24 protein-coding genes and 1 pseudogene are annotated in these 22,526 nt (G+C 71.0%); 12 read left to right on the top strand and 13 right to left on the bottom strand.

Going from position 1 to position 22,526, the window contains the following annotated elements; translation table 11 throughout:
* Positions 1-561 precede the first annotated feature (561 nt).
* From ACFYZB_RS15240 to ACFYZB_RS15230, 3 genes are all read left to right on the top strand, one after another.
* A complete protein-coding gene (locus tag ACFYZB_RS15240) occupies positions 562-2,457 on the top strand; it encodes a S1C family serine protease (RefSeq protein WP_388758602.1) in 1,896 nt (631 codons plus the stop codon).
* Positions 2,458-2,541: 84 nt separating this feature from the next.
* On the top strand, positions 2,542-3,003 hold the full coding sequence (locus ACFYZB_RS15235; protein WP_388758503.1) for a sec-independent translocase: 462 nt from the start codon (positions 2,542-2,544) through the stop codon (positions 3,001-3,003).
* Between the two features lie 258 nt (positions 3,004-3,261).
* Positions 3,262-3,927, top strand: coding sequence for a hypothetical protein (locus ACFYZB_RS15230; protein ID WP_351207954.1), 666 nt, complete (start codon positions 3,262-3,264; stop codon positions 3,925-3,927).
* Between the two features lie 136 nt (positions 3,928-4,063).
* On the opposite strand, the gene ACFYZB_RS15225 is transcribed toward ACFYZB_RS15230, so the two are convergent.
* Both ACFYZB_RS15225 and ACFYZB_RS15220 read right to left on the bottom strand, forming a co-directional pair.
* Positions 4,064-4,552 (bottom strand): tyrosine-type recombinase/integrase, encoded by a 489-nt coding sequence (locus ACFYZB_RS15225; protein WP_388758600.1) that lies wholly within the window; start codon positions 4,550-4,552, stop codon positions 4,064-4,066.
* A pseudogene (locus tag ACFYZB_RS15220) lies at positions 4,547-4,666 on the bottom strand (transposase domain-containing protein); the annotation flags it as partial. The pseudogene ACFYZB_RS15220 and the gene ACFYZB_RS15225, both read right to left, overlap by 6 nt.
* Before the next feature lie 365 nt (positions 4,667-5,031).
* Between ACFYZB_RS15220 and ACFYZB_RS15215 the strand changes: the two are divergent.
* On the top strand, positions 5,032-5,247 hold the full coding sequence (locus ACFYZB_RS15215; protein ID WP_388758501.1) for a hypothetical protein: 216 nt from the start codon (positions 5,032-5,034) through the stop codon (positions 5,245-5,247).
* Positions 5,248-5,298: 51 nt separating this feature from the next.
* Positions 5,299-5,598: a hypothetical protein gene (locus ACFYZB_RS15210; RefSeq protein WP_388758500.1), complete on the top strand. Its 300-nt coding sequence runs from the start codon at positions 5,299-5,301 to the stop codon at positions 5,596-5,598.
* Between the two features lie 259 nt (positions 5,599-5,857).
* Here the strand turns inward: ACFYZB_RS15210 and ACFYZB_RS15205 are convergent, their stop codons facing one another.
* The 4 genes from ACFYZB_RS15205 to ACFYZB_RS15190 form a co-directional block, all read right to left on the bottom strand.
* Positions 5,858-6,295, bottom strand: a complete 438-nt coding sequence (locus ACFYZB_RS15205; RefSeq protein ID WP_355903474.1) for a hypothetical protein — start codon at positions 6,293-6,295, stop codon at positions 5,858-5,860.
* A gap of 200 nt (positions 6,296-6,495) precedes the next feature.
* A complete protein-coding gene (locus ACFYZB_RS15200; RefSeq protein ID WP_388758498.1) occupies positions 6,496-7,629 on the bottom strand; it encodes an Mrp/NBP35 family ATP-binding protein in 1,134 nt (377 codons plus the stop codon).
* A 43-nt stretch (positions 7,630-7,672) separates the two neighbouring features.
* The gene (locus ACFYZB_RS15195; protein ID WP_388758496.1) at positions 7,673-8,287 is read right to left on the bottom strand and encodes a DUF1003 domain-containing protein; all 615 of its coding nucleotides are present in this window, start codon (positions 8,285-8,287) and stop codon (positions 7,673-7,675) included.
* A complete protein-coding gene (locus ACFYZB_RS15190; RefSeq protein WP_388758494.1) occupies positions 8,277-9,569 on the bottom strand; it encodes a magnesium transporter MgtE N-terminal domain-containing protein in 1,293 nt (430 codons plus the stop codon). The genes ACFYZB_RS15195 and ACFYZB_RS15190 overlap by 11 nt, the downstream gene beginning before the upstream one ends.
* 190 nt (positions 9,570-9,759) lie before the next feature.
* Between ACFYZB_RS15190 and ACFYZB_RS15185 the strand changes: the two genes are divergently transcribed.
* A complete protein-coding gene (locus ACFYZB_RS15185; protein WP_388758492.1) occupies positions 9,760-10,506 on the top strand; it encodes a hypothetical protein in 747 nt (248 codons plus the stop codon).
* Positions 10,507-10,563: 57 nt separating this feature from the next.
* On the opposite strand, the gene ACFYZB_RS15180 is transcribed toward ACFYZB_RS15185, so the two are convergent.
* Entirely contained in the window at positions 10,564-11,076 is a 513-nt protein-coding gene (locus tag ACFYZB_RS15180; protein WP_388758490.1) for a hypothetical protein, read from the bottom strand.
* Positions 11,077-11,100: 24 nt separating this feature from the next.
* The gene (locus ACFYZB_RS15175) at positions 11,101-12,231 is read right to left on the bottom strand and encodes a magnesium and cobalt transport protein CorA (RefSeq protein ID WP_388758488.1); all 1,131 of its coding nucleotides are present in this window, start codon (positions 12,229-12,231) and stop codon (positions 11,101-11,103) included.
* 457 nt (positions 12,232-12,688) lie between these two features.
* Between ACFYZB_RS15175 and ACFYZB_RS15170 the strand changes: the two genes are divergently transcribed.
* The 4 genes from ACFYZB_RS15170 to ACFYZB_RS15155 all read left to right on the top strand — a co-directional run bounded on the left by ACFYZB_RS15170 (position 12,689) and on the right by ACFYZB_RS15155 (position 15,839).
* On the top strand, positions 12,689-13,273 hold the full coding sequence (locus ACFYZB_RS15170; RefSeq protein ID WP_388758487.1) for a suppressor of fused domain protein: 585 nt from the start codon (positions 12,689-12,691) through the stop codon (positions 13,271-13,273).
* Positions 13,274-13,457: 184 nt separating this feature from the next.
* A complete protein-coding gene (locus tag ACFYZB_RS15165; RefSeq protein ID WP_351207970.1) occupies positions 13,458-14,099 on the top strand; it encodes a DUF6758 family protein in 642 nt (213 codons plus the stop codon).
* A 213-nt stretch (positions 14,100-14,312) separates the two neighbouring features.
* Entirely contained in the window at positions 14,313-15,170 is an 858-nt protein-coding gene (locus tag ACFYZB_RS15160; protein WP_388758485.1) for a PHP domain-containing protein, read from the top strand.
* Between the two features lie 63 nt (positions 15,171-15,233).
* Positions 15,234-15,839, top strand: coding sequence for a MarC family protein (locus ACFYZB_RS15155; protein ID WP_388758483.1), 606 nt, complete (start codon positions 15,234-15,236; stop codon positions 15,837-15,839).
* Positions 15,840-15,894: 55 nt separating this feature from the next.
* Here the strand turns inward: ACFYZB_RS15155 and ACFYZB_RS15150 are convergent, their stop codons facing one another.
* Positions 15,895-16,071: a hypothetical protein gene (locus tag ACFYZB_RS15150; protein ID WP_159045531.1), complete on the bottom strand. Its 177-nt coding sequence runs from the start codon at positions 16,069-16,071 to the stop codon at positions 15,895-15,897.
* Between the two features lie 162 nt (positions 16,072-16,233).
* Here ACFYZB_RS15150 and ACFYZB_RS15145 point away from each other — a divergent pair, with 162 nt between their 5' ends.
* On the top strand, positions 16,234-17,139 hold the full coding sequence (locus ACFYZB_RS15145) for an NYN domain-containing protein (RefSeq protein ID WP_351208142.1): 906 nt from the start codon (positions 16,234-16,236) through the stop codon (positions 17,137-17,139).
* Here the strand turns inward: ACFYZB_RS15145 and ACFYZB_RS15140 are convergent.
* Both ACFYZB_RS15140 and ACFYZB_RS15135 read right to left on the bottom strand, forming a co-directional pair.
* Positions 17,136-18,023, bottom strand: a complete 888-nt coding sequence (locus ACFYZB_RS15140; RefSeq protein WP_388758481.1) for an alpha/beta fold hydrolase — start codon at positions 18,021-18,023, stop codon at positions 17,136-17,138. The two genes, ACFYZB_RS15145 and ACFYZB_RS15140, sit on opposite strands and share 4 nt — an antisense overlap.
* Positions 18,024-18,158: 135 nt before the next feature.
* Positions 18,159-20,564: a DEAD/DEAH box helicase gene (locus ACFYZB_RS15135; protein WP_388758479.1), complete on the bottom strand. Its 2,406-nt coding sequence runs from the start codon at positions 20,562-20,564 to the stop codon at positions 18,159-18,161.
* Positions 20,565-20,971: 407 nt separating this feature from the next.
* On the opposite strand from ACFYZB_RS15135, the gene ACFYZB_RS15130 reads away from it, so the two are divergent.
* Positions 20,972-21,718: a ferritin-like fold-containing protein gene (locus ACFYZB_RS15130; protein WP_388758477.1), complete on the top strand. Its 747-nt coding sequence runs from the start codon at positions 20,972-20,974 to the stop codon at positions 21,716-21,718.
* A gap of 129 nt (positions 21,719-21,847) precedes the next feature.
* On the opposite strand, the gene ACFYZB_RS15125 is transcribed toward ACFYZB_RS15130, so the two are convergent.
* Together ACFYZB_RS15125 and ACFYZB_RS15120 are read right to left on the bottom strand one after the other, a co-directional pair.
* The gene (locus ACFYZB_RS15125; RefSeq protein WP_388758475.1) at positions 21,848-22,117 is read right to left on the bottom strand and encodes a hypothetical protein; all 270 of its coding nucleotides are present in this window, start codon (positions 22,115-22,117) and stop codon (positions 21,848-21,850) included.
* Between the two features lie 171 nt (positions 22,118-22,288).
* Entirely contained in the window at positions 22,289-22,516 is a 228-nt protein-coding gene (locus ACFYZB_RS15120) for a DUF3107 domain-containing protein (RefSeq protein ID WP_014674832.1), read from the bottom strand.
* Positions 22,517-22,526 lie beyond the last annotated feature (10 nt).

Below are 22,526 nucleotides of genomic sequence, written 5' to 3'. Positions count from 1 at the left end.
GCGACACCGACCGACCGGACCGACACCCCGAAGCGGGAGAGCGCCGGGCAGCCGGCGACACCGGGCGGTATCGAGCCGGCCGAGGCCACTTCGGCGAACTCCGACCCGACGGACCTCGCTTCGACCGATTTCCAGCCGGCACATCCGGAACCACCGACAAAGCCCGCGCCCCCGGCCGAGGGGGCGCCGGCGGGGGTGGGGGTGGCCGGGTCGGACCGTGCTGGCTCAGCGGATGCCAGGTCGGAGGACGCCGGGTCTGACACGGCTGGGTCGGTGCGGACCGGGTCTGAGAGGGCCGAGGTGGGCCACGCCGAGGCCCCGGGTGACGGGGACTTCGAGCTGGCCAAGCCGGTGACCCGGGTGACGGCCGGTGCCGAGGGGGATGGGGCCGCCCCTGCCAACGTGACGCCCGAGCCCGGAGAAGGCGCCTGGGCGGCTCCCACCGAGCGGCCGAAGCCGCTGCACGACCCGGATCCCTACGGCACCCCGCCGTACGGCGAGCCGGGCCCCTGGGCGCCCGCACCGCCCGTGCAACACCCTGCCGTCACCGCGGCCCAGACCATGCCTGTTCCTGCCCCCACGGCTCCACCGACGGCACCGCTGAGCACGGCACCCGGGGCCGCCACGCCCCCATCTACGGCGCCCCTGCCCGTACCCGAACCGCCCGCACCGGCAGCCGGCGCGTCAGCGCCGACACCCGTACCGGGGCCGCACACCCCGGCGCACGGAGTACCCGGCCCGGAGCCGACAGGGCCGCACACCCCCGCAACCGGCGTGCCCGTGCCGAGCGGCACCACTCCCATCGCGGCCCCCGAGGTGCCCGCACTCGGTGCTCCGGCCCCTGCGGCAGCCGTTCCCGGCCAACCGGCCCTCGGGGCGCCCGCCTCGGATACTCCGCCCCCTGCGGCGCCCGCGGCGGGCGCTCCAGTCGCCGGTGTTCCGGCCCCCGACCTTCCCGCCCCCGCGGCGCCCGCCTCCAGCCTTCCGGCCCCGGGTGCTCCCGCCCCCGAAGTCTCCGGCCCTGGCGTTCCTGGCCCTGCGGCGCCCGCCTCCAGCGTTCCGGCCGCTGGCGTTCCGGCTCCGGGTGCTCCCGCCCCCGGAGTCTCCGGCCCCGGCGTTCCCGCCCCCGCGGCGCCCGTACCCGGTGCTTCGGCCCCCGGCATCCCCGCCCCCGCCCCCGCCGCCCGCCCGGTATCCCCCGCCGACCCCTCGACACCCCCCGCCGCAGGTGCGGAGTCCAGTGGGCGTTATGACCCCTGGGCTGGTAGGTCGGCCGAGGAGCAGATGTTCGGGCAGGGGGCGCTGCAGCTGAGCGGTGTCCGGGTGTTGACGGATGAGCAGCGCAAGCGGCGGGGGAAGCGGCTGTTGGTCGTGTGGAGCCTCGTGGTGGCGCTTGTCTCCGCGGCTGTCGGCGGGGTGGCCGGCGCCTGGGTCGAGCGGCAGGGGCTGGGGGACGACGTGCGGCTGCCGCAGGCCGGGCACGTGCCGGCCGGGCGGGCGCCGGACAGCGTGGCCGGGATAGCCGCCCGCGCGCTGCCCAGTGTCGTCACCCTGCACGTCACCGGCACCGACCAGAGCGACACCGGCACCGGCTTCGTGCTCGACACCCAGGGGCACATCCTCACCAACAACCACGTCGTCGCGCCGGCCGGCTCAGGCGGCGAGATAGCCGTGACGTTCAGCAGCGGCGACACCGTCAAGGCCGAGGTCGTCGGCCGGGACAGCGGCTACGACCTCGCCGTCGTCCAGGTCCGCGGCATGGACGGTCTCACCCCGCTCCCCCTGGGCAACTCCGACGACGTCCGGGTCGGCGACCCCGTCGTCGCCATCGGCGCCCCCTTCGACCTCGCCAACACCGTCACCTCCGGCATCATCAGCGCCAAGGAGCGGCCCATCACGGCCGGGGGACAGAAGGCCGACGGGAGCGACGTCAGCTACGTCGACGCGCTGCAGACCGACGCCCCCATCAATCCGGGCAACTCCGGAGGCCCGCTCCTCGACTCCCGGGCCCAGGTCATCGGCATCAACTCCGCCATCCGCTCCGCCGACGGCGGCTCCGAGTCGGACAACAGCCAGGCCGGTTCCATCGGTCTCGGCTTCGCCATCCCCGTGAACCAGGCCAAGCGGGTCGCCGAGGAACTGATCAACGACGGCCACGCGACCCACCCCGTGATCGGCGTCACCCTCGACATGGCGTACACCGGCGACGGCGCCCGTATCGACAGCAGGAGCGCGGACGGCGGCCCCGCCGTGAGCAGGGGCGGCCCCGGTGACCGGGCCGGTCTCAAGGCGGGCGACGTCATCACCGAGGTCGACGGAGAGCGCGTGCACACGGCCGAGGAGCTGATCGTCAAGATCCGCGCCCACCGGCCCGGTGACCAGCTCCGGCTTACGGTCCGGCGCGACGGCACGGAACGGGACGTCCCGCTCCGACTGGGCGCGGCCGCGCAGAACTGACACAAGTCTCACCTCGGGACGGTACCGGTCGGACAGGAAGGCCGGGTACCGTTGAGCGACCGAGGACATCGCAAGGAGCGTCAGGTGTTCAATGACATAGGACCACTGGAGCTGTTGACGATCATTGTGATCGCCGTGCTCGTCTTCGGTCCGGACAAGCTCCCGAAGGTCATCCAGGACATCACGCGCACGATCCGGAAGATCCGCGAGTTCTCGGAGAGCGCCAAGGAGGACATCCGCAGCGAACTGGGTCCGGAGTTCAAGGACTTCGAGTTCGAGGACCTCAATCCGAAGACGTTCATCCGCAAGCAGCTGGACAACGACGAGCTGGGCCTGAAGGAGATCCGCAACGGGTTCGACCCCCTGAAGAAGGAGATGGCCGAGATCACGGACGTCGTGAACGGGCGGGAGAGCGAAGCCTCCGCCTCGTCCTCCTCATCGGCGCCGTCTTCGGGTTCGGCCTCCTCGGGGCGCGTCGACATGACCAAGAAGCCCGAGGAGCCCGGCCAGGACGAGCGGCCGCTCTTCGACGCGGACGCCACCTAGGCGCACCCCCGGCGCCGGCTCGCACCCCCGGCGCCGACACGCGCACGCGGGCGTACGCCGCGCACGTGACGCGTTTCATAGCGCGCCCCCGTCGCACACGGCCTGAACAGGCCGTTCGCGCGACCCACGCATCCAGCGCCTACCCTGAGGCTCTCACCGGTGTGGATATGCTGCCGAGTTGTTGTGCGGACCGGAGGAGTACGCCCGAAGGGGGGCGGGCCACCCCGGTCCGACGAGAGCGAGGAGGCGTCCGGGCAGATGGAGACGACGAGTCGGGTGGGCGCACAGGCGCCGGCCGCGGAGGGTGCGCAGCAGCTCCCCTCCGCCCGGCGTACGGTCGACGGTTATCTGCAGGCACCTTTCCCCTGGTACGGCCTCGACGAGGCGTTCACCGGGCCGCGCTGGCTGATGCAGGTCGGTACGGCGGCCGACGGTGCCGTGGAGCACGGGTCGATCGGGCACGGCGACGAGCCCTCCGTACGGGGCGAGGCCGGCTCCGCCGGTGAGCCGCGGGAGAAGTTCGCCGTGGTCGTCACCGTCGCCGCGCAGCCGTCCCGCAGGAGCGCCGACGGCACGGGTCTGCTGGAGGCCACGTCGGTCTCCTCGGCGGCGTGGCTGGCGGGGGTGGGGCTGCTGTCGTTCACGTGGCCCGGCCAGATGGACCACAGCCTGCGGGACGACTGGCTGGATCAGCAGACGGAGACCGCGTGGGCCTTGGCCGACGACCTGGAGGGGCCGGAGTGGAGCCGGCTCTCCCTGCCGGTGGACGGGGTGGCGGCCTCGTTCTACTACCGGGAGTCGGAGTTCGGCTGGGTGCTCGCCGGTACCACTGAGGCGGGGGTGCACCTGGGGGCGTACGGGCGCGGGATGAGCGCGTACGGGCTCGGGTTCGCCGTGGTCAAGGACATTGCCGCGTACGCGTGACGTCCGCTCCCGCATGACCGAAGGGGCACCGGCCGAGGTCGGCGCCCCTTCGTCATCGAGGGCTTCGGATCGAAGGTCTTCGAAGGCAGGGCCTCCGGAGAGTCCTCAGAACTTGTTCCTCTGATAAAGCAGCAGGTCACCGATCTTGCAGGGCATCCGGGGCCGTCTCCGGGCCGTCGTGGTGGGAGGACCCTTCAGCGAAGAGGGCATCTACAGCGGTCCGGGTCCGGCTGTCGCTACTGGGCATGAGGTGCGTGTACGTACGAAGCGTGAATGCCGGATCGGCGTGCCCGAGGTATTCGCTGAGAGCCTTGATGCTCTCCCCGGCATCGAGCAGGACCGACGCGTAGAAGTGCCGTAGCGCATGCATGCCGTTGCCTGGCCCGGGCTTGGCTCCAGCGGCCAGCAGCGCGGGACGCCAGTACTGCGCGTTGAAGTGGTTCCGGTCGATCGCCCTATCTGCCGAAGATCGACAGATCAGCGGGACGGAGACAGTCGGACCATCCAACGTCCGCCATGGCAGCTTTGCCTCAGAGATCGGGTACCGGGTCAGGTGGGCCGTCAAGGATGCGGCTACCGAATCCGGTAGAGGCACGGCCCGGACCTTGCCGCCCTTGGGCAGCACGAAGTACACCACCACCCGAGAGAGCAGCTTGCGCACACGTTTCTGAACCCGTCGAGTCAGGGCGAGTACTTCGTCCACCAGCTGCGGCGTGACGATCTGTGTCAGCTCTCCAAGATGCCCGGCAGCGAAGGCACTTCGGCCGACGGCGGGCATGCCGGACTGAACATGCAACGGGGCTCCTGCAGGAACGGTGTCTTGGTCGACTCCCGTCCTACGCGGAGCCCCGTTCGCCTACCCCGACTTCACCGAACCGCTTGACACCGCACCCAGCGGCCCAACTTCCCGGGCTTGGACTTTAGCCGGCCACTTTGGCGCGAGCCTCGAAGATCATGGCCCCAGCGTCGTGCTTTACCGGGCAGGTCCACAGACTGCCCGACGCGCCGGAAGCTTACGGGGCCATGATCACTCGCGCCAAAGCAGCTCCCGGCCAAAGTCGCTACACCGCCCGCGCGGTACAGTGCCGCTCCCCATAGACGGAGATGGCGATCATGGAGAACCCATTCAGGGATGGCGGACCGGCGGAAAAGGCGATGCCCTATCTAAGCCTGATCGTCTGCGCGATCCTCTTGGCAGCGGGCGTGAAGATGCACCGAGAGGGAGCGTCACTGTTCTGGCCGCTCGGTGCCGGACTCCTGATGCTGCCCGCATGTCACGCGATCTACCGACAGATACGTTCCCGGCGCGACCGCGCCTAGAGGGACCCCTGGCGTGCCTGATCGCACGTCGCCAGTTCATAGGGTGGTTCAATGCTGCACGTCATCTCACTGGTCGCCGTGGCGGCTGTCGTGGTGCTCTATACCGCGGCGGGTGTCCTGGCCATCACGACCGGCCGGGCCGTGCCATGGCAGCGGGGGTACATCCTGCGACCGCGGCTGTGGGGCTTCGGAGCCCTGATGTTCGGAGCGGGGACGGCGCTGGCCCGTTACGGCGGCACGGTGCGCGACCTCACCACCTCCGACGTCGTCTTCGCCTGCAGCCTGCTCATGCTGATCTGCGGTGGGGTGCTGCAGTACGTCGGCCAGCGCGTCGGCCGCCTTCGCGCATGACCGCTGCACGGCGCTCGTCCTCCCGAAGGACGCCGTCCGCAATGCGGTCCTGGCCAAACAGCGATGGGATGAGACAGCCCTTGTCTTGCGCCAAGAGGAACTTCACGGCCTGAGGTGCTGTGTCCCTTCCGTGCCCGAACGGTCAGCGACCAACGGGGAGCCACGGGGAACAACGGCGTTCGCGCAGGTCAACATCGCGCCAGGTGAGCACGGATCCGCATACGCGATCTTCCAAAGTCGCTACGCCGACCTCCGTGGCTCAGTGCCCGTAGATGTGGCCGCGTACCAACGGGTCGTGTTCCAGGATGAAGTCGGAAACGTCCCAGAACTCCGACACCCTCGGGTGCTTGAGGGCAGCTTCACGATCAAGCTTCACGCCGAACAATGGACCGTCGGGATGCGCGAGCCCGGCAGTCACCAAGGTCGAAGCCGGAGTGTCCTGCCCAACCACTGGCCCGACGCGGCAGGCGAACGAGACGTGATCAGTCCACCGCTCAGGGCCCGAGCCCCACGTACCGAAGATCACGTCTATCCACGCGTCGTGATCCTTGTCCTTGTGGTGGTAGCAGTTCGCGAAGTAGACGGCGTACGGCACGCCATCGGCGTGGATGAAGTTCCACGCCCGTTCAATCGGAGCTTGGCAGCAGTCACACTGAAACTCACGGGTCTGTCGGTCTGGGCCAAAGGTCAGTGCCATGACAGACATGATGCGGCACGGGAGATGACGGAAACCGAGAGCCCTCGACAGCCTCTATCCGGGAGCCACGGCCTGCATTGGGGCCGTCTCGGGGCCGTCGAAGGGCGCTCAATGACGACCAACGCTGACAAACGTCGACGGCTCCGCCGCTGGTCAGAAGGTTGACCAAGGACGGAGCCGCAGATCACAGGCGCCCGATTTCAGAACTTGTTCTTCGGGGTGATCCCCAGCGACAGGCCCGACAGACCCCGCTGCCTGCCGCCCAGCTTGCCCGCGATCGCCCGCAGCGCGCTGCCCGCGGGGGAGTCCGGGTCGGTCAGGACCACCGGCTTGCCCTCGTCGCCACCCTCGCGGAGGCGGACGTCGATCGGGATGTTGCCGAGGACCGGGACCGTCGCACCCGTGGTGCGGGTGAGGCCGTCGGCGACGAGCTGGCCGCCGCCCGTGCCGAAGACGTCGACCATCTCGCCGCAGTGCGGGCAGGGCAGGCCGGACATGTTCTCGACCACGCCGACGATCTTCTGGTGGGTCTGGACCGCGATGGAGCCGGCCCGCTCGGCGACCTCGGCCGCCGCCTGCTGCGGGGTCGTCACGACCAGGATCTCGGCGTTCGGGATCAGCTGCGCCACGGAGATCGCGATGTCGCCGGTGCCGGGCGGGAGGTCCAGGAGCAGGACGTCCAGGTCGCCCCAGTACACGTCCGCCAGGAACTGCTGGAGCGCCCTGTGCAGCATCGGGCCGCGCCAGACGACCGGGGCGTTGCCCGGGGTGAACATGCCGATGGAGATGACCTTCACGCCGTTCGCCGACGGCGGCATGATCATGTTCTCGACCTGGGTGGGACGGCCGTCCGCGCCCAGCATGCGCGGCACGCTGTGGCCGTAGATGTCGGCGTCGACGACGCCCACCTTGAGGCCGTCGGCGGCCATGGCGGCCGCCAGGTTCACCGTCACCGAGGACTTGCCGACGCCGCCCTTGCCGGAGGCGACCGCGTAGACGCGGGTGAGGTTGCCGGGCTTGGCGAAGGGGACCTCGCGCTCGGCCTGGCCGCCGCGCAGGGCCGCCGCCAGCTCCTTGCGCTGCTCGTCGCTCATCACGTCGAGCGTGACGTCGACGCGGGTGACGCCCTCGACGCGGGAGACCGCCTCGGTGACCCGCTGGGTGATGGTGTCGCGCATGGGGCAGCCGGAGACCGTCAGGTACACGGTGACGGCGACCGCGCCGTCATCCCCGATCTCCACCGATTTGACCATCCCCAGTTCGGTGATGGGTCGGTTGATCTCGGGGTCGTTCACCGTCGCCAGTGCCTCGCGCACCGCGTCTTCCGTAGCCATGAGAACGATGGTACGGCGCGCCGAGGGGCGTCCGGGATGCCCCTCAGCGGTCGTCTGCGTCACGTCCCGGCGACCGGTCTGACCGTTCCGCCGGGAATACGACATGCCCGGCGTGCCCGTCGTGCCGTCGCCTGTCCTCCAGCTCCTTGACCAGGTCCTGCAGTTCCGAGCGGATCCAGTCGCGGGTCGCGACCTCGCCCAGGCCCAGGCGCAGCGCGGCGATCTCCCGGGTCAGGTACTCGGTGTCGGCGATGGACCGCTCGTTCTGCTTGCGGTCCTGCTCCAGGTTGACCCGGTCGCGGTCGTCCTGCCTGTTCTGCGCGAGCAGGATCAGCGGGGCGGCGTAGGAGGCCTGCAGGGACAGTGCCAGGGTCAGGAAGATGAAGGGGTACTCGTCGAAGCGCAGGTGGCGGGGCGCGGCGATGTTCCACAGCACCCACAGGATGATGACGGCCGTCATCCAGACGATGAAGCGTCCCGTGCCCAGGAAGCGGGCGATGCGCTCCGACAGCCGGCCGAAGGCCTCCGGGTCCCACTCGGGCAGCACCCGGCGGCGCGGCGGGCGCGGCTGGTCCAGCCGGGGCGCACGGGGCCGGGTGGCGGCCGTGGCGCCCGCCGGAGTGCGCTCGCGGGTCGCGCTGTCACGCTCAGGAGCCATAGGTGCCCACCCCCTCGTTCTCGTCGTTCAGGTGGAACTCCGTCTCCCGCCAGTCCTCGGGCAGCATGTGGTCGAGTACGTCGTCCACGGTGACCGCGCCGAGCAGCGACCCGGACTCGTCCACCACGGGCGCGGCGACCATGTCGTACGTGGCGAAGAACCCGGCGATGACGCGCAGCGCCGCATCCGGGTCGAGGGGCTGCAGGTCGGTGTCGACGATGGAACTGACCAGGGAGTAGGGCGGCTCGCGCAGCAGCCGCTGGAAGTGGACCGTGCCCAGGTACTTGCCGGTCGGGGTCTCGTCCGGCGGACGGCAGACGTAGACCTGGGCGGCGAGCGCGGGGGAGAGGTCCGGGTTGCGGACGCGGGCGAGCGCGTCGGCGACGGTGGCGTCCGGGCGCAGCACGATGGGCTCGGTGGTCATCAGACCGCCGGCCGTGTGCTCCTCGTACGACATCAGGCGGCGCATGTCGGCCGCGTCGCCCGGCTGCATCAGGCTCAGCAGCCGCTCCTTGTCCTCCTCGGGCAGTTCGCCGAGCAGGTCGGCCGCGTCGTCGGGGTCCATGGCCTCCAGGACATCCGCCGCGCGCTCCTCCTTGAGCTTGCCGAGGATCTCGATCTGGTCGTCCTCCGGGAGTTCCTCGAGCACGTCGGCCAGCCGGTCGTCGTCCAGGGCGGCGGCGACCTCGGCGCGCCGTTTGGCGGAGAGGTGGTGCAGGACGTTGGCGAGGTCGGCGGGGCGCAGCTGCTCGAAGGTGGCGAGCAGGCTCTCGGCGCCCTGTCCGTGCTCCTCCAGGGAGAAGCCGGTGACGGCCGACCACTCGACGGTCAGCGTCTCGCCCTTGGCCCGCCGGAAGGCGCTCGCCTTCCTGCCCTTGCGGACGAAGACGCGGTCGACCTCCCAGTCGCGGCGGGCCGGCAGCTGCTGCACGGACAGGTCGAGGACGGTGACCTCCTCGCGGGTCTCCGCCAGCGTCACCCGCCGGTCCAGCAGTTCGCCGAAGACCAGCCGCTCGGTGGGCCGCTGCTCGAAGCGCCGGACGTTCATCACGCCGGTGATGATGACCTGCCCGGACTCGACGCCGGTGACCCGGGTCATGGGCAGGAAGATACGGCGCCGGGTGGTCAGTTCGACGACCAGCCCGAGCAGGCGCGGGGGTTTGCGTCCCACGCGCAGCATCACGACGAGGTCCCGCACGCGGCCCACCTGGTCGCCGTTCGGGTCGAAGACGGGGACCCCGGCGAGGTGCGAGACGAAGATCCGGGGGGCGCCGGCTGCCATGGCTGTGATTCCTTTGGGTGGGGTTCGTGTGAGTTGCTCGGATTTGCCCGCACGGTTGCGCTTCAGGCTAGCCCTTCCTGATCGGATACGCCCTGGTGGGCCGTCCGGACGGACTGGCTCCGCCGGGCGGCCGGGGCACCGGTACGCTGCGGTACGCCGCTCAGGAACCGTCAGAAAGGCAGCTCCACCTGTGACTGCGATTCCCCGGGGCCGAACCGGCCGCGCCGCGCGGGTCACCGCGCTGTGCACACTGGCCGTGACAGGGGTGGCGGTGCTGACGGGGTGCGGCGGCGGGGATCCGGACGCGGGGACCAACGGTGTGGGCAAGCTGCCCGCCGCCGAGATCCAGGCGAGGACGCGCGCGGCGGCGTCGTCGGCGTCCGCGGTACGGCTGTCGGGCACGGTCGTCACCAGCGGCCGTACGTACACGCTGGACATGCAGCTCAAGGCCGACGGCGGCAGCGGGTCGGTGACGTCGAAGGGGGCGACCTTCAAACTGCTGAGGGTCGGCAGGCAGCTGTATCTGAAGGCCGACGCGGACTTCTGGAACCAGGCCGGCGGCAAGGGCGGCGACGGCGCGGCCGCCACGCTCGACGGCAAGTACGTCAAGGTGCCGCAGACAGACCCCGCGTACAAGAAGTTCAGCGGCTTCACGGACAAGGACGTCCTCCTCGACGGACTGCTCACACTGCACGGCACGCCGGCGACGGACGGCCACCACGACGACGCGGGTACCCGCACCATCCGTATCACCGGCGACAAGGGCTCCGGCGGCAGCCTCGACGTCTCCCTGGAGGGCACGCCGTACCCCCTCCGCCTGGTCCGCGGCGGCGGGGCCGGGACGCTCAGCTTCTCCGACTGGGGCAAGGACTTCGCCGTGACCGAGCCCGCGAAGGGTGAGACCGTCGACTACGGCAAGCAGCTGCCGACGTCGTGACCGTCCGCCGGCGCTGTTCGGTGCCGACGGTGGCGCACCTGTGTGAGCCGCCGGCTGCTACTTCTTCCGTCGCCTGGCAAGCAGCTTGGGGAGCCCTGCCGGGACCGGCCTCCGTGTGGTCGCCGGTGTCGGCACAGGAGTCTCGGCCAGGCTGCCGGAAGGCAACGGCGCCAGGGACCCGGCCGGAGCCAGGCGCAGCACCCGGCACTCACGCGCCCAGCGGGCCGGCATCTCCTCGCCGTCGGGGGCGTTCAGCCGCTTGCCCTTCAGCTCGGCGACGGCTGCCTCCCACTCCGCGGAGCCTGCGGGCAGCTCGGACACGGTCGCCGGGAACGTCACCAGCCGCCCGCCCTTGTCCTTGCTGCGCACGGTGACCTCGGCGGTGCCCCCGTCGACCAGGCCCTCCAGCGGCTGCTCACCGGGCCCGCCGCCGACCAGGCACACCGCGCCCTCGTGCCACACGTGCCACAGCGCACGCGCGGCGGACGCCCCGGCGCCCCTGACCCAGATGAGGCCGGACTTCTTCGAGGCCTCCTCGATGAGGGCCCGGTCGAGCAGCTCGCTTGTCATGGGCCCAGCCTATCCAGCGCCCGCTCACAGCCAGCCGTTGCGCTTCAGTACGCGGTGGATGCCCACGCACGCGGCGACGGTGACGCTCAGGACCAGCGGGTAGCCGTACTTCCAGTGCAGCTCCGGCATGTGGTCGAAGTTCATCCCGTACACACCGGTCACCATGGTCGGCACGGCGATGATCGCGGCCCAGGCCGTGATCTTGCGCATGTCCTCGTTCTGCGCGACGGAGGCCTGCGCCAGGTTGGCCTGGAGGATGGAGTTGAGGAGTTCGTCGAAGCCCAGCACCTGCTCCTGGACCCGGGCGAGGTGGTCGGCGACGTCCCGGAAGTACTTCTGGATGTCCGGGTCGACCAGCCGCATCGGCCGCTCGCTCAGCAGCTGCATGGGCCGCAGCAGCGGCGCCACGGCGCGCTTGAACTCCAGTACCTCGCGCTTGAGTTGGTAGATCCGCGCCGAGTCCACGCCCCGGGACACCCCGCCCCTGCGGCCCGGCGAGAAGACCTCGGTCTCCACCTCGTCGATGTCGTCCTGCACCGCGTCGGCGACCGCGATGTAGCCGTCCACGACATGGTCGGCGATCGCGTGCAGCACCGCCGACGGGCCCCTGGCCAGCAGCTCCGGGTCGTCCTGCAGACGGTGCCGCAGCGCCCGGAGCGAGCCCTGGCCGCCGTGCCGCACGGTGATGAAGAAGTCCCGCCCGGTGAAGCACATGACCTCACCCGTCTCGACGACCTCGCTGGTGGCGGTGAGCCGGTCGTGCTCGACGTAGTGGATGGTCTTGAAGACGGTGAAGAGCGAGTCGTCGTAGCGCTCCAGCTTGGGCCGCTGGTGGGCCTGCACCGCGTCCTCGACGGCCAGCGGGTGCAGCCCGAACTCGCTCGCGACACCGGCGAATTCGGCCTCGGTCGGCTCGTGCAGGCCGATCCACACGAAGCCGCCGTCGCGCCGCACCTGCCGCATCGCCTCGTGCGGGCTCAGCGGCTTGTCGCTGCGCACCCGCACGCCGTCGCGGTAGATCGCGCAGTCGACCACGGCGGACGGCGTGGCGGGGTCGCGGGTGGTGTCGTACGACGCGCCCGAGGTGCTCGTGGGCTTGCGCAGCGAGACGCGGGACGGACGGACCACGGCGCGCAGGTCGCGGATCATCGACATGGGCAGGCTCCTTCGCGACAGGCAACGAAAGACCGCCGGCGACGGGTGGAACCACCCGGAATGAGGACGTCCTGAGTGCGGATGTTTGGCACGTCCACAAAGCGGGCAGCACCGCACCGTCGCGGTGGCGACTTCGCTACTGATGCAGAACTGATTCAGATCAGGCAAAGCAAGACGAAGTGCTCTTCCGAAGGGCGGACGCGCACGGGAAGGCGTCGAACAGCCAGAAACCAGCCAGTGAGCAGATTCAGCGGGCGGAAGAGCGAGTGGTACTGCACGGTCGACTTCGATCCATGACAGCCCCACCTCCTCCGGCCGGTCCCTCGTAAGGGAGTCTCAGTGTCGGGGCTTGACGGCACGCTCTGCGGGCTGCCCCGAACCACCGGCTCAGCGTAGCAGTCGCCCGATGTGTCAAGGCGCCGCTTTGCCCGCAGCTGACGAGTTCTATGCTCGCCGCATGGTTGATGTTCTTCCTCTGGTCGAGGCACGGTTGACCACCGCGCTGGGCGAGCCGGACGCGCGCGCCGCCGTCACCTTCCTCGGTACGGACCGCATCGAGGTGCTCCGGTTCCAGGAGGGGGACGTCCTGCGGTACGCCACCCTCGGCATGTCCGCGCACCCCATGAGCGACCCCACCGCGATGCTCGCCGACCCCGTCGAGGGGCCCCGGGCCGAGCTGGTCCTCTCCGTCCGCGCGGGCCTCGCCGACACCGACAAGGTGCTCCGTCCGCTCGCCGTGCTGGCCGCGTCCCCGCAGGTGGAGGGCCTGATCGTGACCCCGGGCGCGTCCCTGGACACCGGTGAGCCGCTGTGGCCCGGCGCCCCCTTCACCTCGGTCCTGGTGGGTGAGCCCGGCGGCCTGGTGGAGGACCTGGAGCTGGACGCCCCGATGGACCCCGTACGGTTCCTGCCGCTGCTGCCGATGACCCCGAACGAGGCCGCCTGGAAGCGCGTGCACGGCGCCCAGGCCCTGCAGGAGCGATGGCTCGCGAACGGGACGGACCTGAGGGACCCCGGCCGCAGGTCCGTCCCGCTCGACTGATCCGGAGAGTGACCGATCTCACCAACGCAAGGCGGAATCCGGCCAGTTGGCGCAGCCGGTGAGGCCGCCTGGTGCGCGGCAGGGCGTGCAGGTTAGCGCGCCTAATAGGTGTGGATTGCATCGAGTCTGCCGGACGGGTGATCGTCCTTGACGTGGGCGGGCCGGGGTAGGACCGTGGAGCCCTATGAGGGGCGAACCCAGTTGCCCGAGGTGCGGTGGCCGGGTCAGGGCGCCCGGTCTCTTCGCCGATGCGTGGCAGTGCGATGTGCACGGCACGGTGTATCCGCTGCAGCCCGTGATCCCGCCCAGCGTCGAAGCCCTCGGTGCCGTCGTGCACCGCACGCACGTTCCGTTGTGGATGCCCTGGCCGCTGCCGGTCGGCTGGCTCTTCACGGGTGTGGCCTATGCGGGCGACGACCGCAGCGGAGGCCGCGCGACCGCCGTCGCCTGCTCCGGCCCCGGCCCGCTGGGCGGTCCGGCTGAACTCATCCTGGTCGCCGAGGAACTCGGCGTCGGCCTCGGCGCCCGGTATGCGGGCATCGACGGCCCGGACCCGGGGTCGTACATGAACGTCGAGAAGCCGCCGCAGGCCAAGGTGCTGGCCGTCGGCCGCCCGACCCCGCTCTGGCACGTCTACCGCACCCCCGACGACCGGGCGGTCTTCGCCGGTGAGGCCCTCGGCATGTGGCTGTGGGCGGTGATCTGGCCGGAGCAGGCGGGTCTGCTCATGTACGACGAACTGGTGCTGACGGATCTGCGGGACGCGGGGGCGGAGCTGGACCTGGTGCCGTTCGGGGCGTTGTCGCCGCGCTTGCTTCGGCCGTAGCGCCCACCGGGGTGCCGGGTGCTGCCCGGTGGCGGCCGCGGGTTTCGCCGTGTTGCCCGCGCCCGCGTGGGGGAGCCGCGCATCGGACACGGCCTCGCGCCCCCAGGGGGTGCAGGTAGGGGGCGCTGAGGGGTTGCGGGTGTGACATGCGGGCTGGAAAACCCCGCTATCCTTAGGTGTCCCCTTCCGTAGCGTCCCCCGTCTGGAGTCACCGTGCGCATCGATCTGCACTGTCACTCCACGGCCTCCGACGGTACGGACACTCCGGCTGAACTGGTGCGCAACGCCGCTGCCGCCGGGCTGGACGTCGTCGCGCTGACCGACCACGACACCACCCGTGGGTACGCCGAGGCGATCGCCGCGCTGCCCGAGGGGCTCACCCTGATCACCGGGGCCGAGCTGTCCTGCCGGATCGACGGCATCTCGATGCACATGCTGGCCTACCTCTTCGACCCCGAGGAGCCCGCCCTGCTCGCCGAGCGCGAGCTGGTGCGGGACGACAGGGTTCCGCGGGCCAAGGGCATGATCGCCAAGCTCGACGCGCTGGGCGTGCCGGTCACCTGGGAGCAGGTCGAGCGGATCGCGGCCGGGGGTTCGGTCGGACGGCCTCATGTCGCCACCGCGCTCGTCGAGCTCGGCGTCGTACCGACGGTGAGTGACGCGTTCACCGAGGAGTGGCTGGCCGACGGCGGCCGGGCCTTCGTGGAGAAGCACGAGACCGACCCCTTCGAGGCGATCCGGCTGGTCAAGAACGCGGGCGGGGTCTGTGTGTTCGCGCACCCGGCCGCCGCCAAGCGTGGCCGTACGGTCCCCGAGGCGCGGATCGCGGAGCTGGCCGAAGCCGGTCTGGACGGCATCGAGGTCGATCACATGGACCACGACGCCGATGCGCGCGACCGGCTGCGGGGCCTGGCGAAGGACCTGGATCTGCTGGTCACGGGCTCCTCGGACTACCACGGCAGCCGCAAGACCGTGACGCTGGGCGCGTACACGACCGACCCCGAGGTGTACGGGGAGATCACGCGGCGGGCCACCGGGGCGTTCCCGGTGCCGGGCACCGGCGGAGCCTGAGGCCGTCAGCGGCCCTCGCACGCCCCCAGTTCATCCCCTTTCCAGCAAGGCCAGTACTTCCCCATGTTCGACGTCGCCGTCTTCGGCTCCCTGTTCCTGACCCTTTTTGTCATCATGGATCCCCCAGGGATCACCCCGATCTTCCTCGCCCTGACCGTCGGACGCCCGGCCAAGGTGCAGAAGCGGATGGCCTTCCAGGCCGTCTGCGTGGCCGGCGGGGTCATCGCCACCTTCGGCGTCCTGGGCCACCAGATCCTCAACTACCTGCACGTCTCCGTCCCCGCGCTGATGATCGCGGGCGGTCTGCTGCTTCTGCTGATCGCGCTGGACCTGCTCACCGGCAAGACCGACGAGCCGAAGCAGACCAAGGACGTGAACGTGGCGCTCGTACCGCTGGGCATGCCGCTGCTGGCCGGGCCCGGTGCGATCGTGTCCGTGATCCTGGCCGTACAGAAGGCCGGCGGTGTGGCCACGCAGATATCGGTGTGGTCCGCGATCCTCGCGATCCACGTCGTGCTGTGGCTGGTGATGCGCTACTCGCTGCTGATCATCCGGGTCATCAAGGACGGCGGTGTCGTCCTGGTGACGCGGCTCGCGGGCATGATGCTCTCGGCGATCGCCGTGCAGCAGATCATCAACGGGGTCACTCAGGTGATCCGGGGGAGCTGAGCCCTCGTCGGCTCGGCTCCCCCGGAAAGCTTGAGTGGCGCTCTGCGCGTGAGCGTTATGAGGCCTGGGTCTCGGCCGGGCGGATCCACAGGCGCTGTCCGATGGCGGCGGCCTGCTGCACGATCCGGTTGACGGAGGCGGCGTCCACGACGGTGCTGTCCACGGTGGTGCCGTCGACCTCGTCGAGTCGCATGATCTCGAAGCGCACGGGCTTCTCCCTTCGTCTGGTCATCCTCCTGAGGAGAACTACTCGGTGCACCCGATGTGTATCCGGTGTCGTACGTAGTCAACGAGCCGTTTGTTACAAACATTCCCTACGCTAAAGAAATTTTTCGAACGACTAATTACTGACCGGTAAGCGTCCGGTTGTGTTCGCAGCGTGACCACCGGGACAATGGAGGCGATGAACGACGACCCGGCGGCCCTGGCCGCCCGCATCGACCGCACGAACGAGCTGCTGGAACGCATGCTCGCCGAGGTGGCGAAGACGCCCTCCACCCACGCGATCTTCGTCGACGCGGGCTACCTGTACGCCGCCGCGGGCCGGCTGGTCGCCGGGACCGAGGACCGCCGGGCCTTCGACCTCGACGCCGAGGGCCTGATCGAGGCCCTCATCGACCGGGCCCGCCAGGTCTTCGCGGACAGCCGCCTGCTGCGTGTGTACTGGTACGACGGCGCCCGCCGCCGCATCCACACCGCCGAGCAGCAGTCCATCGCCGAACTGCCCGACGTCAAGGTCCGCCTCGGCAACCTCAACGCCAACAACCAGCAGAAGGGCGTCGATTCCCTGATCCGCGGCGACCTCGAATCACTGGCGAGGCACCGCGCGATCAGCGACGCGGCCCTGCTGGGCGGCGACGAGGACCTGGTCTCGGCGGTCGAGGCGGCGCAGGGCTACGGCGCCCGCGTCCACCTCTGGGGCATCGAGGCACCCGAGGGCCGCAACCAGGCCGAGCCGCTGCTCTGGGAGGTCGACAGCCAGCGCACCCTCGACCTCGAGTTCTTCAAGCCGTACGTCTCCCGCCGCACGGCCGCCGCCTACGACGCCACGGCCGGCACCCGCCCCACCCGCGACGACGTCCGCTTCGTCGGCGCCCAGATCGCCGCGAAGTGGCTGGTCTCCCGGGGTCGCGAGGCCCTGGTCGAGCTGCTCCCCGGTCATCCCTACCTCCCCGGCTCCGTCGACCAGGACCTGCTGGTCGAGGCCGAGAGCCTGCTCCAGTACTCCCTGCGCGGCCAGGCAGACCTGCGCCGCGCCCTGAGGGACGGCTTCTGGGAGCATCTGCAGACGCAGTACTAGCGCCGTCCGCCCGGCCCGGTCTCGTCCCAGAAGTCGGCGAGCGCGCGGGCCGTGGCGAGGGGCTGGTCGGTGTTGGGGGAGTGCTCGGCGTCCTCGATCACCGTGCGCCGTGCGCTCAGCCGTACCGCCATGTCGTCCAGCAGGGACAGCGGCCAGGTGTCGTCCTGTGCGCCGGACAGGACGTGGAACCGCAGCGGCAGCGCGGCCAGTTCCGTGACGCGGTCCGGCTCCGTGCACAACTGGCGTCCGGTGGCGATGAGTTGGGCAGGCTTGGTGCCCAGCCAGCGACGCTGCAGGTCGTCGCGGTCGTCGAGGCCGCCGTCGAGCGCCGCCGTCTCGGTCTCCTCGGGCGTCTCCATCGCCCGCATCGCGTCCCACACCTGGCCCATGCTCATCACCGCGAGGGCGTCCCGCAGCAGCTTCACGCGCTGCTGCTGGGGTTCCGAGATCTGCGCGGGGCCGGAGGCCATGAGGGTGAGCGACCGGAAGGGTGCATGGTCGAGCAGTACGGCCGCGCGCGAGATCTGCCCGCCGAGGGAGTGCCCCAGCAGGTGCACCGGCTCCCCGATCGCCTCGGCCTGCGCCAGTACGTCCCGCGCCAACTCCTGCTGCGCATAAGCCGATTCGTCGGTCTCGGGCCCGTCCGACTCGTACTGTCCGCGCCCGTCGACGGCCACGGTCCGGTACCCGCGCCGCGCGAGCGGCACGTGCAGCGGATTGAAGTCCTCCTTGCTCCCGGTGAACCCCGGCAGCAACAGAGCCACCCCCCGGGGCTCGACCCCGTCGGCCACGGGAGCGTCGACGACGGCGAACTCCCCGCGCGCGGTGCGCAACGCGTACGCACGGGCACCGGGAGGCGGAACGAAGGTGTCGGGCCTGCTCATGGGGAGAGGCTATCGGAGTGTCCCGAAGGGCCGCGGGGCCCTGCTCGGTCTGCGGCTCGGCCGCGTATCGCGTGGAGAAGGGCGACGGCCCGGTCCACACCAGGTGGACCGGGCCGTCGCTCGTCGGGTGCCGGATCAGGCCTCGGCGGCCTCGACGGTCGCCGTGGCCTTGCGCGTACGGCGACGCGGCTTGGCCTCCGGCTCCTCGGTGGCCTGCGCCGGAATCTCGGCGGCAACCGCCTTGGCGACGGCCTTACGGGTCCGCCGGACCTTCGGCGCGGCCGCCTCGGCGTCCCCGTCCGCCTCGACGACGGCAGCGGCCGTCTTGCGGGTACGGCGGGGCTTGGCCTCGGCTTCGGGTGCCTCGGTCGTCTCCGGTGCGGCGGCGGCCTTCTTGCGCGTGCGGCGGGGCTTGGCTTCCGTGGCCTCGGCGGTGTCGACGGTGGCCTCGGCCTTGGGTGCCTCGGTCGTCTCCGGTGCGGCGGCGGCCTTCTTGCGGGTGCGGCGGGGCTTGGCTTCCGTGGCCTCGGCGGTGTCGACGGTGGCCTCGGCCTTGGGTGCCTCGGTCGTCTCCGGTGCGGCGGCCGCCTTCTTGCGCGTGCGGCGCGGCTTGGGCTCCGCCTCCGTGTCCGCCGGTGCTGCCTCGGTGACCGTGGCGGCCGCCTTGCGGGTGCGGCGCGGCTTGGTCTCCGTGCCCTCGGCCGTGGCGACGGCCGCCTCGGCGGCGGGCTCGGCCGTCTTGCGGGTACGGCGGCGCGGCTTCGCCTCCGGGGCTTCCACGGGCGCGGCTTCGGCCTGCGGCTCGGCGGCCACAGGTGCCGGCTCCGGCGCGGTGGCCTCGGGCGCCGTCTCGGTCACGGCCGGTTCCGCCGACTTGCGGGTGCGGCGGCGGCGCGGCTTCTCCGCGGCCTCCGGAGTCTCCGACTGCGCCGGGCCCTCCGCGGTGTCGACCGACTCGACGGCGGCCTCGGTGGCCGTCGCCGGCTGCGCCGGCGCCCCACCGCGCGTACGGCGACGGCGGCGCAGGGTACGGGGAGCTCCGGACTCCTCCACGCCGGCGGCCTCAGCGGCGCCCGGCTCGGAGGCCGGCACCGCGGTGGTCGCGGCGGCGTCGACCAGTGCTCCACCACGGGTACGGCGGCGACGGCGCGGCGTACGAGCCGTACGCTCGCGCTCGGCGGTGCCGGACTCGGGACGGCCGCCGCGCTCGCCCCGGCCACCAGCGCCGCGGCCGCGCGCGCCACGGCCGCCGGTCTCGCCGAGGTCCTCCAGCTCCTCCGCGTCCAGACCGGCACGCGTCCGCTCCGAGCGCGGCAGGGTGCCCTTGGTGCCGGCGGGGATGCCGAGGTCGGAGAACAGGTGCGGGGACGAGGAGTACGTCTCCACCGGGTCGTTGAAGTCCAGCTCCAGCGCCTTGTTGATCAGCTGCCAGCGCGGGATGTCGTCCCAGTCGACGAACGTGATCGCCGTACCCTTGGCGCCCGCGCGGCCCGTACGGCCGACCCGGTGCAGGTACGTCTTCTCGTCCTCGGGGGACTGGTAGTTGATGACGTGGGTCACGCCCTCGACGTCGATGCCGCGCGCGGCGACGTCGGTGCAGACCAGGACGTCCACCTTGCCGTTGCGGAAGGCGCGCAGCGCCTGCTCGCGGGCGCCCTGCCCGAGGTCGCCGTGGACCGCGCCGGAGGCGAAACCGCGGCGCTGGAGCTGCTCGGCGATGTCGGCGGCCGTCCGCTTCGTACGGCAGAAGATCATCGCCAGTCCGCGGCCCTCGGCCTGCAGGATGCGGGCGACCATCTCCGGCTTGTCCATGTTGTGCGCGCGGTAGACGAACTGCTTGATGTTCGCGACCGTCGCGCCCTCGTCGTCCGGCGCGGTGGCACGGATGTGCGTGGGCCGGGACATGTAGCGGCGCGCGAGGCCGATGACCGCGCCCGGCATGGTCGCCGAGAACAGCATGGTCTGGCGCCGGACCGGCAGCATGTCGATGATCTTCTCGACGTCGGGCAGGAAGCCCAGGTCGAGCATCTCGTCGGCCTCGTCGAGCACCAGGCACTTGACGTGCTTGAGGTTCAGCTTCTTCTGGCCCGCGAGGTCGAGGAGACGGCCCGGCGTGCCGACGACCACGTCGACGCCCTTCTTCAGGGCCTCGACCTGGGGCTCGTAGGCCCGGCCGCCGTAGATCGCGGCCACGCGCACGTTACGGACCTTGCCCGCGGTCAGCAGGTCGTTGGTGACCTGGGTGCACAGCTCGCGCGTGGGGACGACGACGAGGGCCTGCGGGGCGTCGGTGAGGGCCTCGGGGGCGGCGCGTCCGGCCTCGACGTCGGCGGGGACGGTGACGCGCTCGAGGAGCGGAAGACCGAAGCCCAGCGTCTTGCCGGTGCCGGTCTTGGCCTGGCCGATGACGTCCGTGCCGGACAGGGCGACGGGGAGCGTCATCTCCTGGATGGGGAAGGGAGTGATGATGCCGACGGCCTCCAGGGCCTCGGCGGTCTCGGGAAGGATTCCGAGTTCTCGAAACGTCGTAGTCAGGGTCATGCCTCTTCTGTGTGCGCGGTGCGAGGCGAGCGCGGGGGTCATGTGCGACCGTGCCCGGGGACGTCGGCTGCCGTACGGGCTAACCAGTCAAGGCAAGCCGTAAGACACGGGACCTCTGCCGACGCTCTAGCGCTCGTACCGCTGAGGGTGTCCCTCCGGTCGTCGTACGTACTGCGCCGTACGGCCAGGGAGGGCTGTCGGGTCGGAGCCGATCGGGCCACCGACCGGGCATCCTCATGCGTGCGGCCTGTTCGGAGACGTCGAACACCGTCGACGCACTCTGGCAGGCGCATTACCACCATACCCCGGATTCGCGCACATGCGATGGCCGATTTCGTCACGTCATGGTCGTCACACTGATCGGCCGGGCCCCTCCGACGCCGCGCAAGCGGGCTATTGTGCGCCTCATGACTAGCTCTGACAAGCCTGAGAACGCGTCCGCCGCCTCCGCCGAACCCACCGGTGTCGCCGCCCAGGACTGGGCGCAGGCCTCCGCCGACCCGCAGTACCGCGCCGCCGTCGTGGATCTGCTCGGCGCGCTCGCGTACGGGGAGCTGGCGGCGTTCGAGCGGCTCGCGGAGGACGCGAAGCTGGCGCCGACCCTCGCGGACAAGGCGGAGCTGGCGAAGATGGCCTCGGCCGAGTTCCACCACTTCGAGCGGCTGCGCGACCGCCTGACCGAGATCGGCGAGGAGCCGACGGCCGCGATGGACCCGTTCGTCGCCGCACTCGACGGCTTCCACAAGCAGACCGCGCCCTCGGACTGGCTGGAGGGCCTGGTCAAGGCGTACGTCGGTGACTCGATCGCGAGCGACTTCTACCGGGAGGTCGCGGCGCGCCTCGACTCCGACACCCGCGAGCTGGTGCTGGCGGTGCTGGACGACACCGGGCACGCCGAATTCGCGGTGGAGAAGGTGCGGGCCGCCATCGACGCCGACCCGCGTGTGGGCGGCCGACTGGCGCTGTGGGCGCGGCGGTTGATGGGGGAGGCGCTGTCGCAGTCCCAGCGGGTCGTCGCCGACCGGGACGCGCTGTCGACGATGCTCGTGGGCGGGGTCGCCGACGGGTTCGATCTCGCGGAGGTCGGGAGGATGTTCTCGCGGATCACTGAGGCGCACACCAAGCGGATGGCTGCGCTGGGCTTGGCGGCCTGAGAGCCGGTGTGCTCCGTGGGGGCGGGTGCGGTGAGTTGCGCGGCTGCGGGTGCGTTGTGGTTGCTCGCGCCCACGCGGCGGAGCCGCATGTCGAACAGAGCCACGCGCCCCTTCGGGGCGCCCGGCCCCCTACGCCGTCGCTGATCGTCGGCGCAGGCCGGCTGACGGGCGCAGGAGCAGGGATAGGGAGGCCGCCGAGATGATCGCGGCGCCCAGGAGGCTCAGCCAGGCGATGCCGGGGTCGAGGGCGGTGTGGGTGACGAAGTCGCCGAAGAGGGCGCCGGCGACGCCCGTGCAGAGGACCAGGGGGCGGGCCGGCAGGCGGTGGGGCAGGCGGTAGGCCGCCGCCCAGGCGAGGACGAGACCGAGCACGGCGGATCCGAGTGCTTCCAGGATCATCAGCAGGTCCCTCCCACGGCACGGCTGCCCTTGACGGTCGTAGCCCGTCATACCCGTGACCTGCGGAGTGCAATCCTCCACTGTGGAGGAGTTGTGCTCCACCCGTGTGGAACGCTCATACGGAAGGGCCCGGCGGCTCGCGGCCGCCGGGCCCTTGTGCATGTCGTCCGCCTACAGCGTGCCGAAGCCCACCTTGCGCACGGTCGGCTCGCCGATGTCCACGTAGGCGAGGCGGTCGGTCGGGACCAGGACCTTGCGGCCCTTCTCGTCCTGAAGGCTCAGCAGCCCCGTCTTCCCGGCCAGCGCCTCGGCCACCACGCGCTCGACTTCCTCGACGCTCTGACCGCTCTCCAGAACGATCTCGCGGGGCGCGTGCTGCACGCCGATCTTGACCTCCACGGCTATGTCC

The sequence above is a fragment of the Streptomyces sp. NPDC001852 genome (assembly GCF_042891825.1).
In the GTDB taxonomy this organism is placed as follows: domain Bacteria; phylum Actinomycetota; class Actinomycetes; order Streptomycetales; family Streptomycetaceae; genus Streptomyces.
This window is presented reverse-complemented; position numbering and strand designations above follow the sequence as displayed.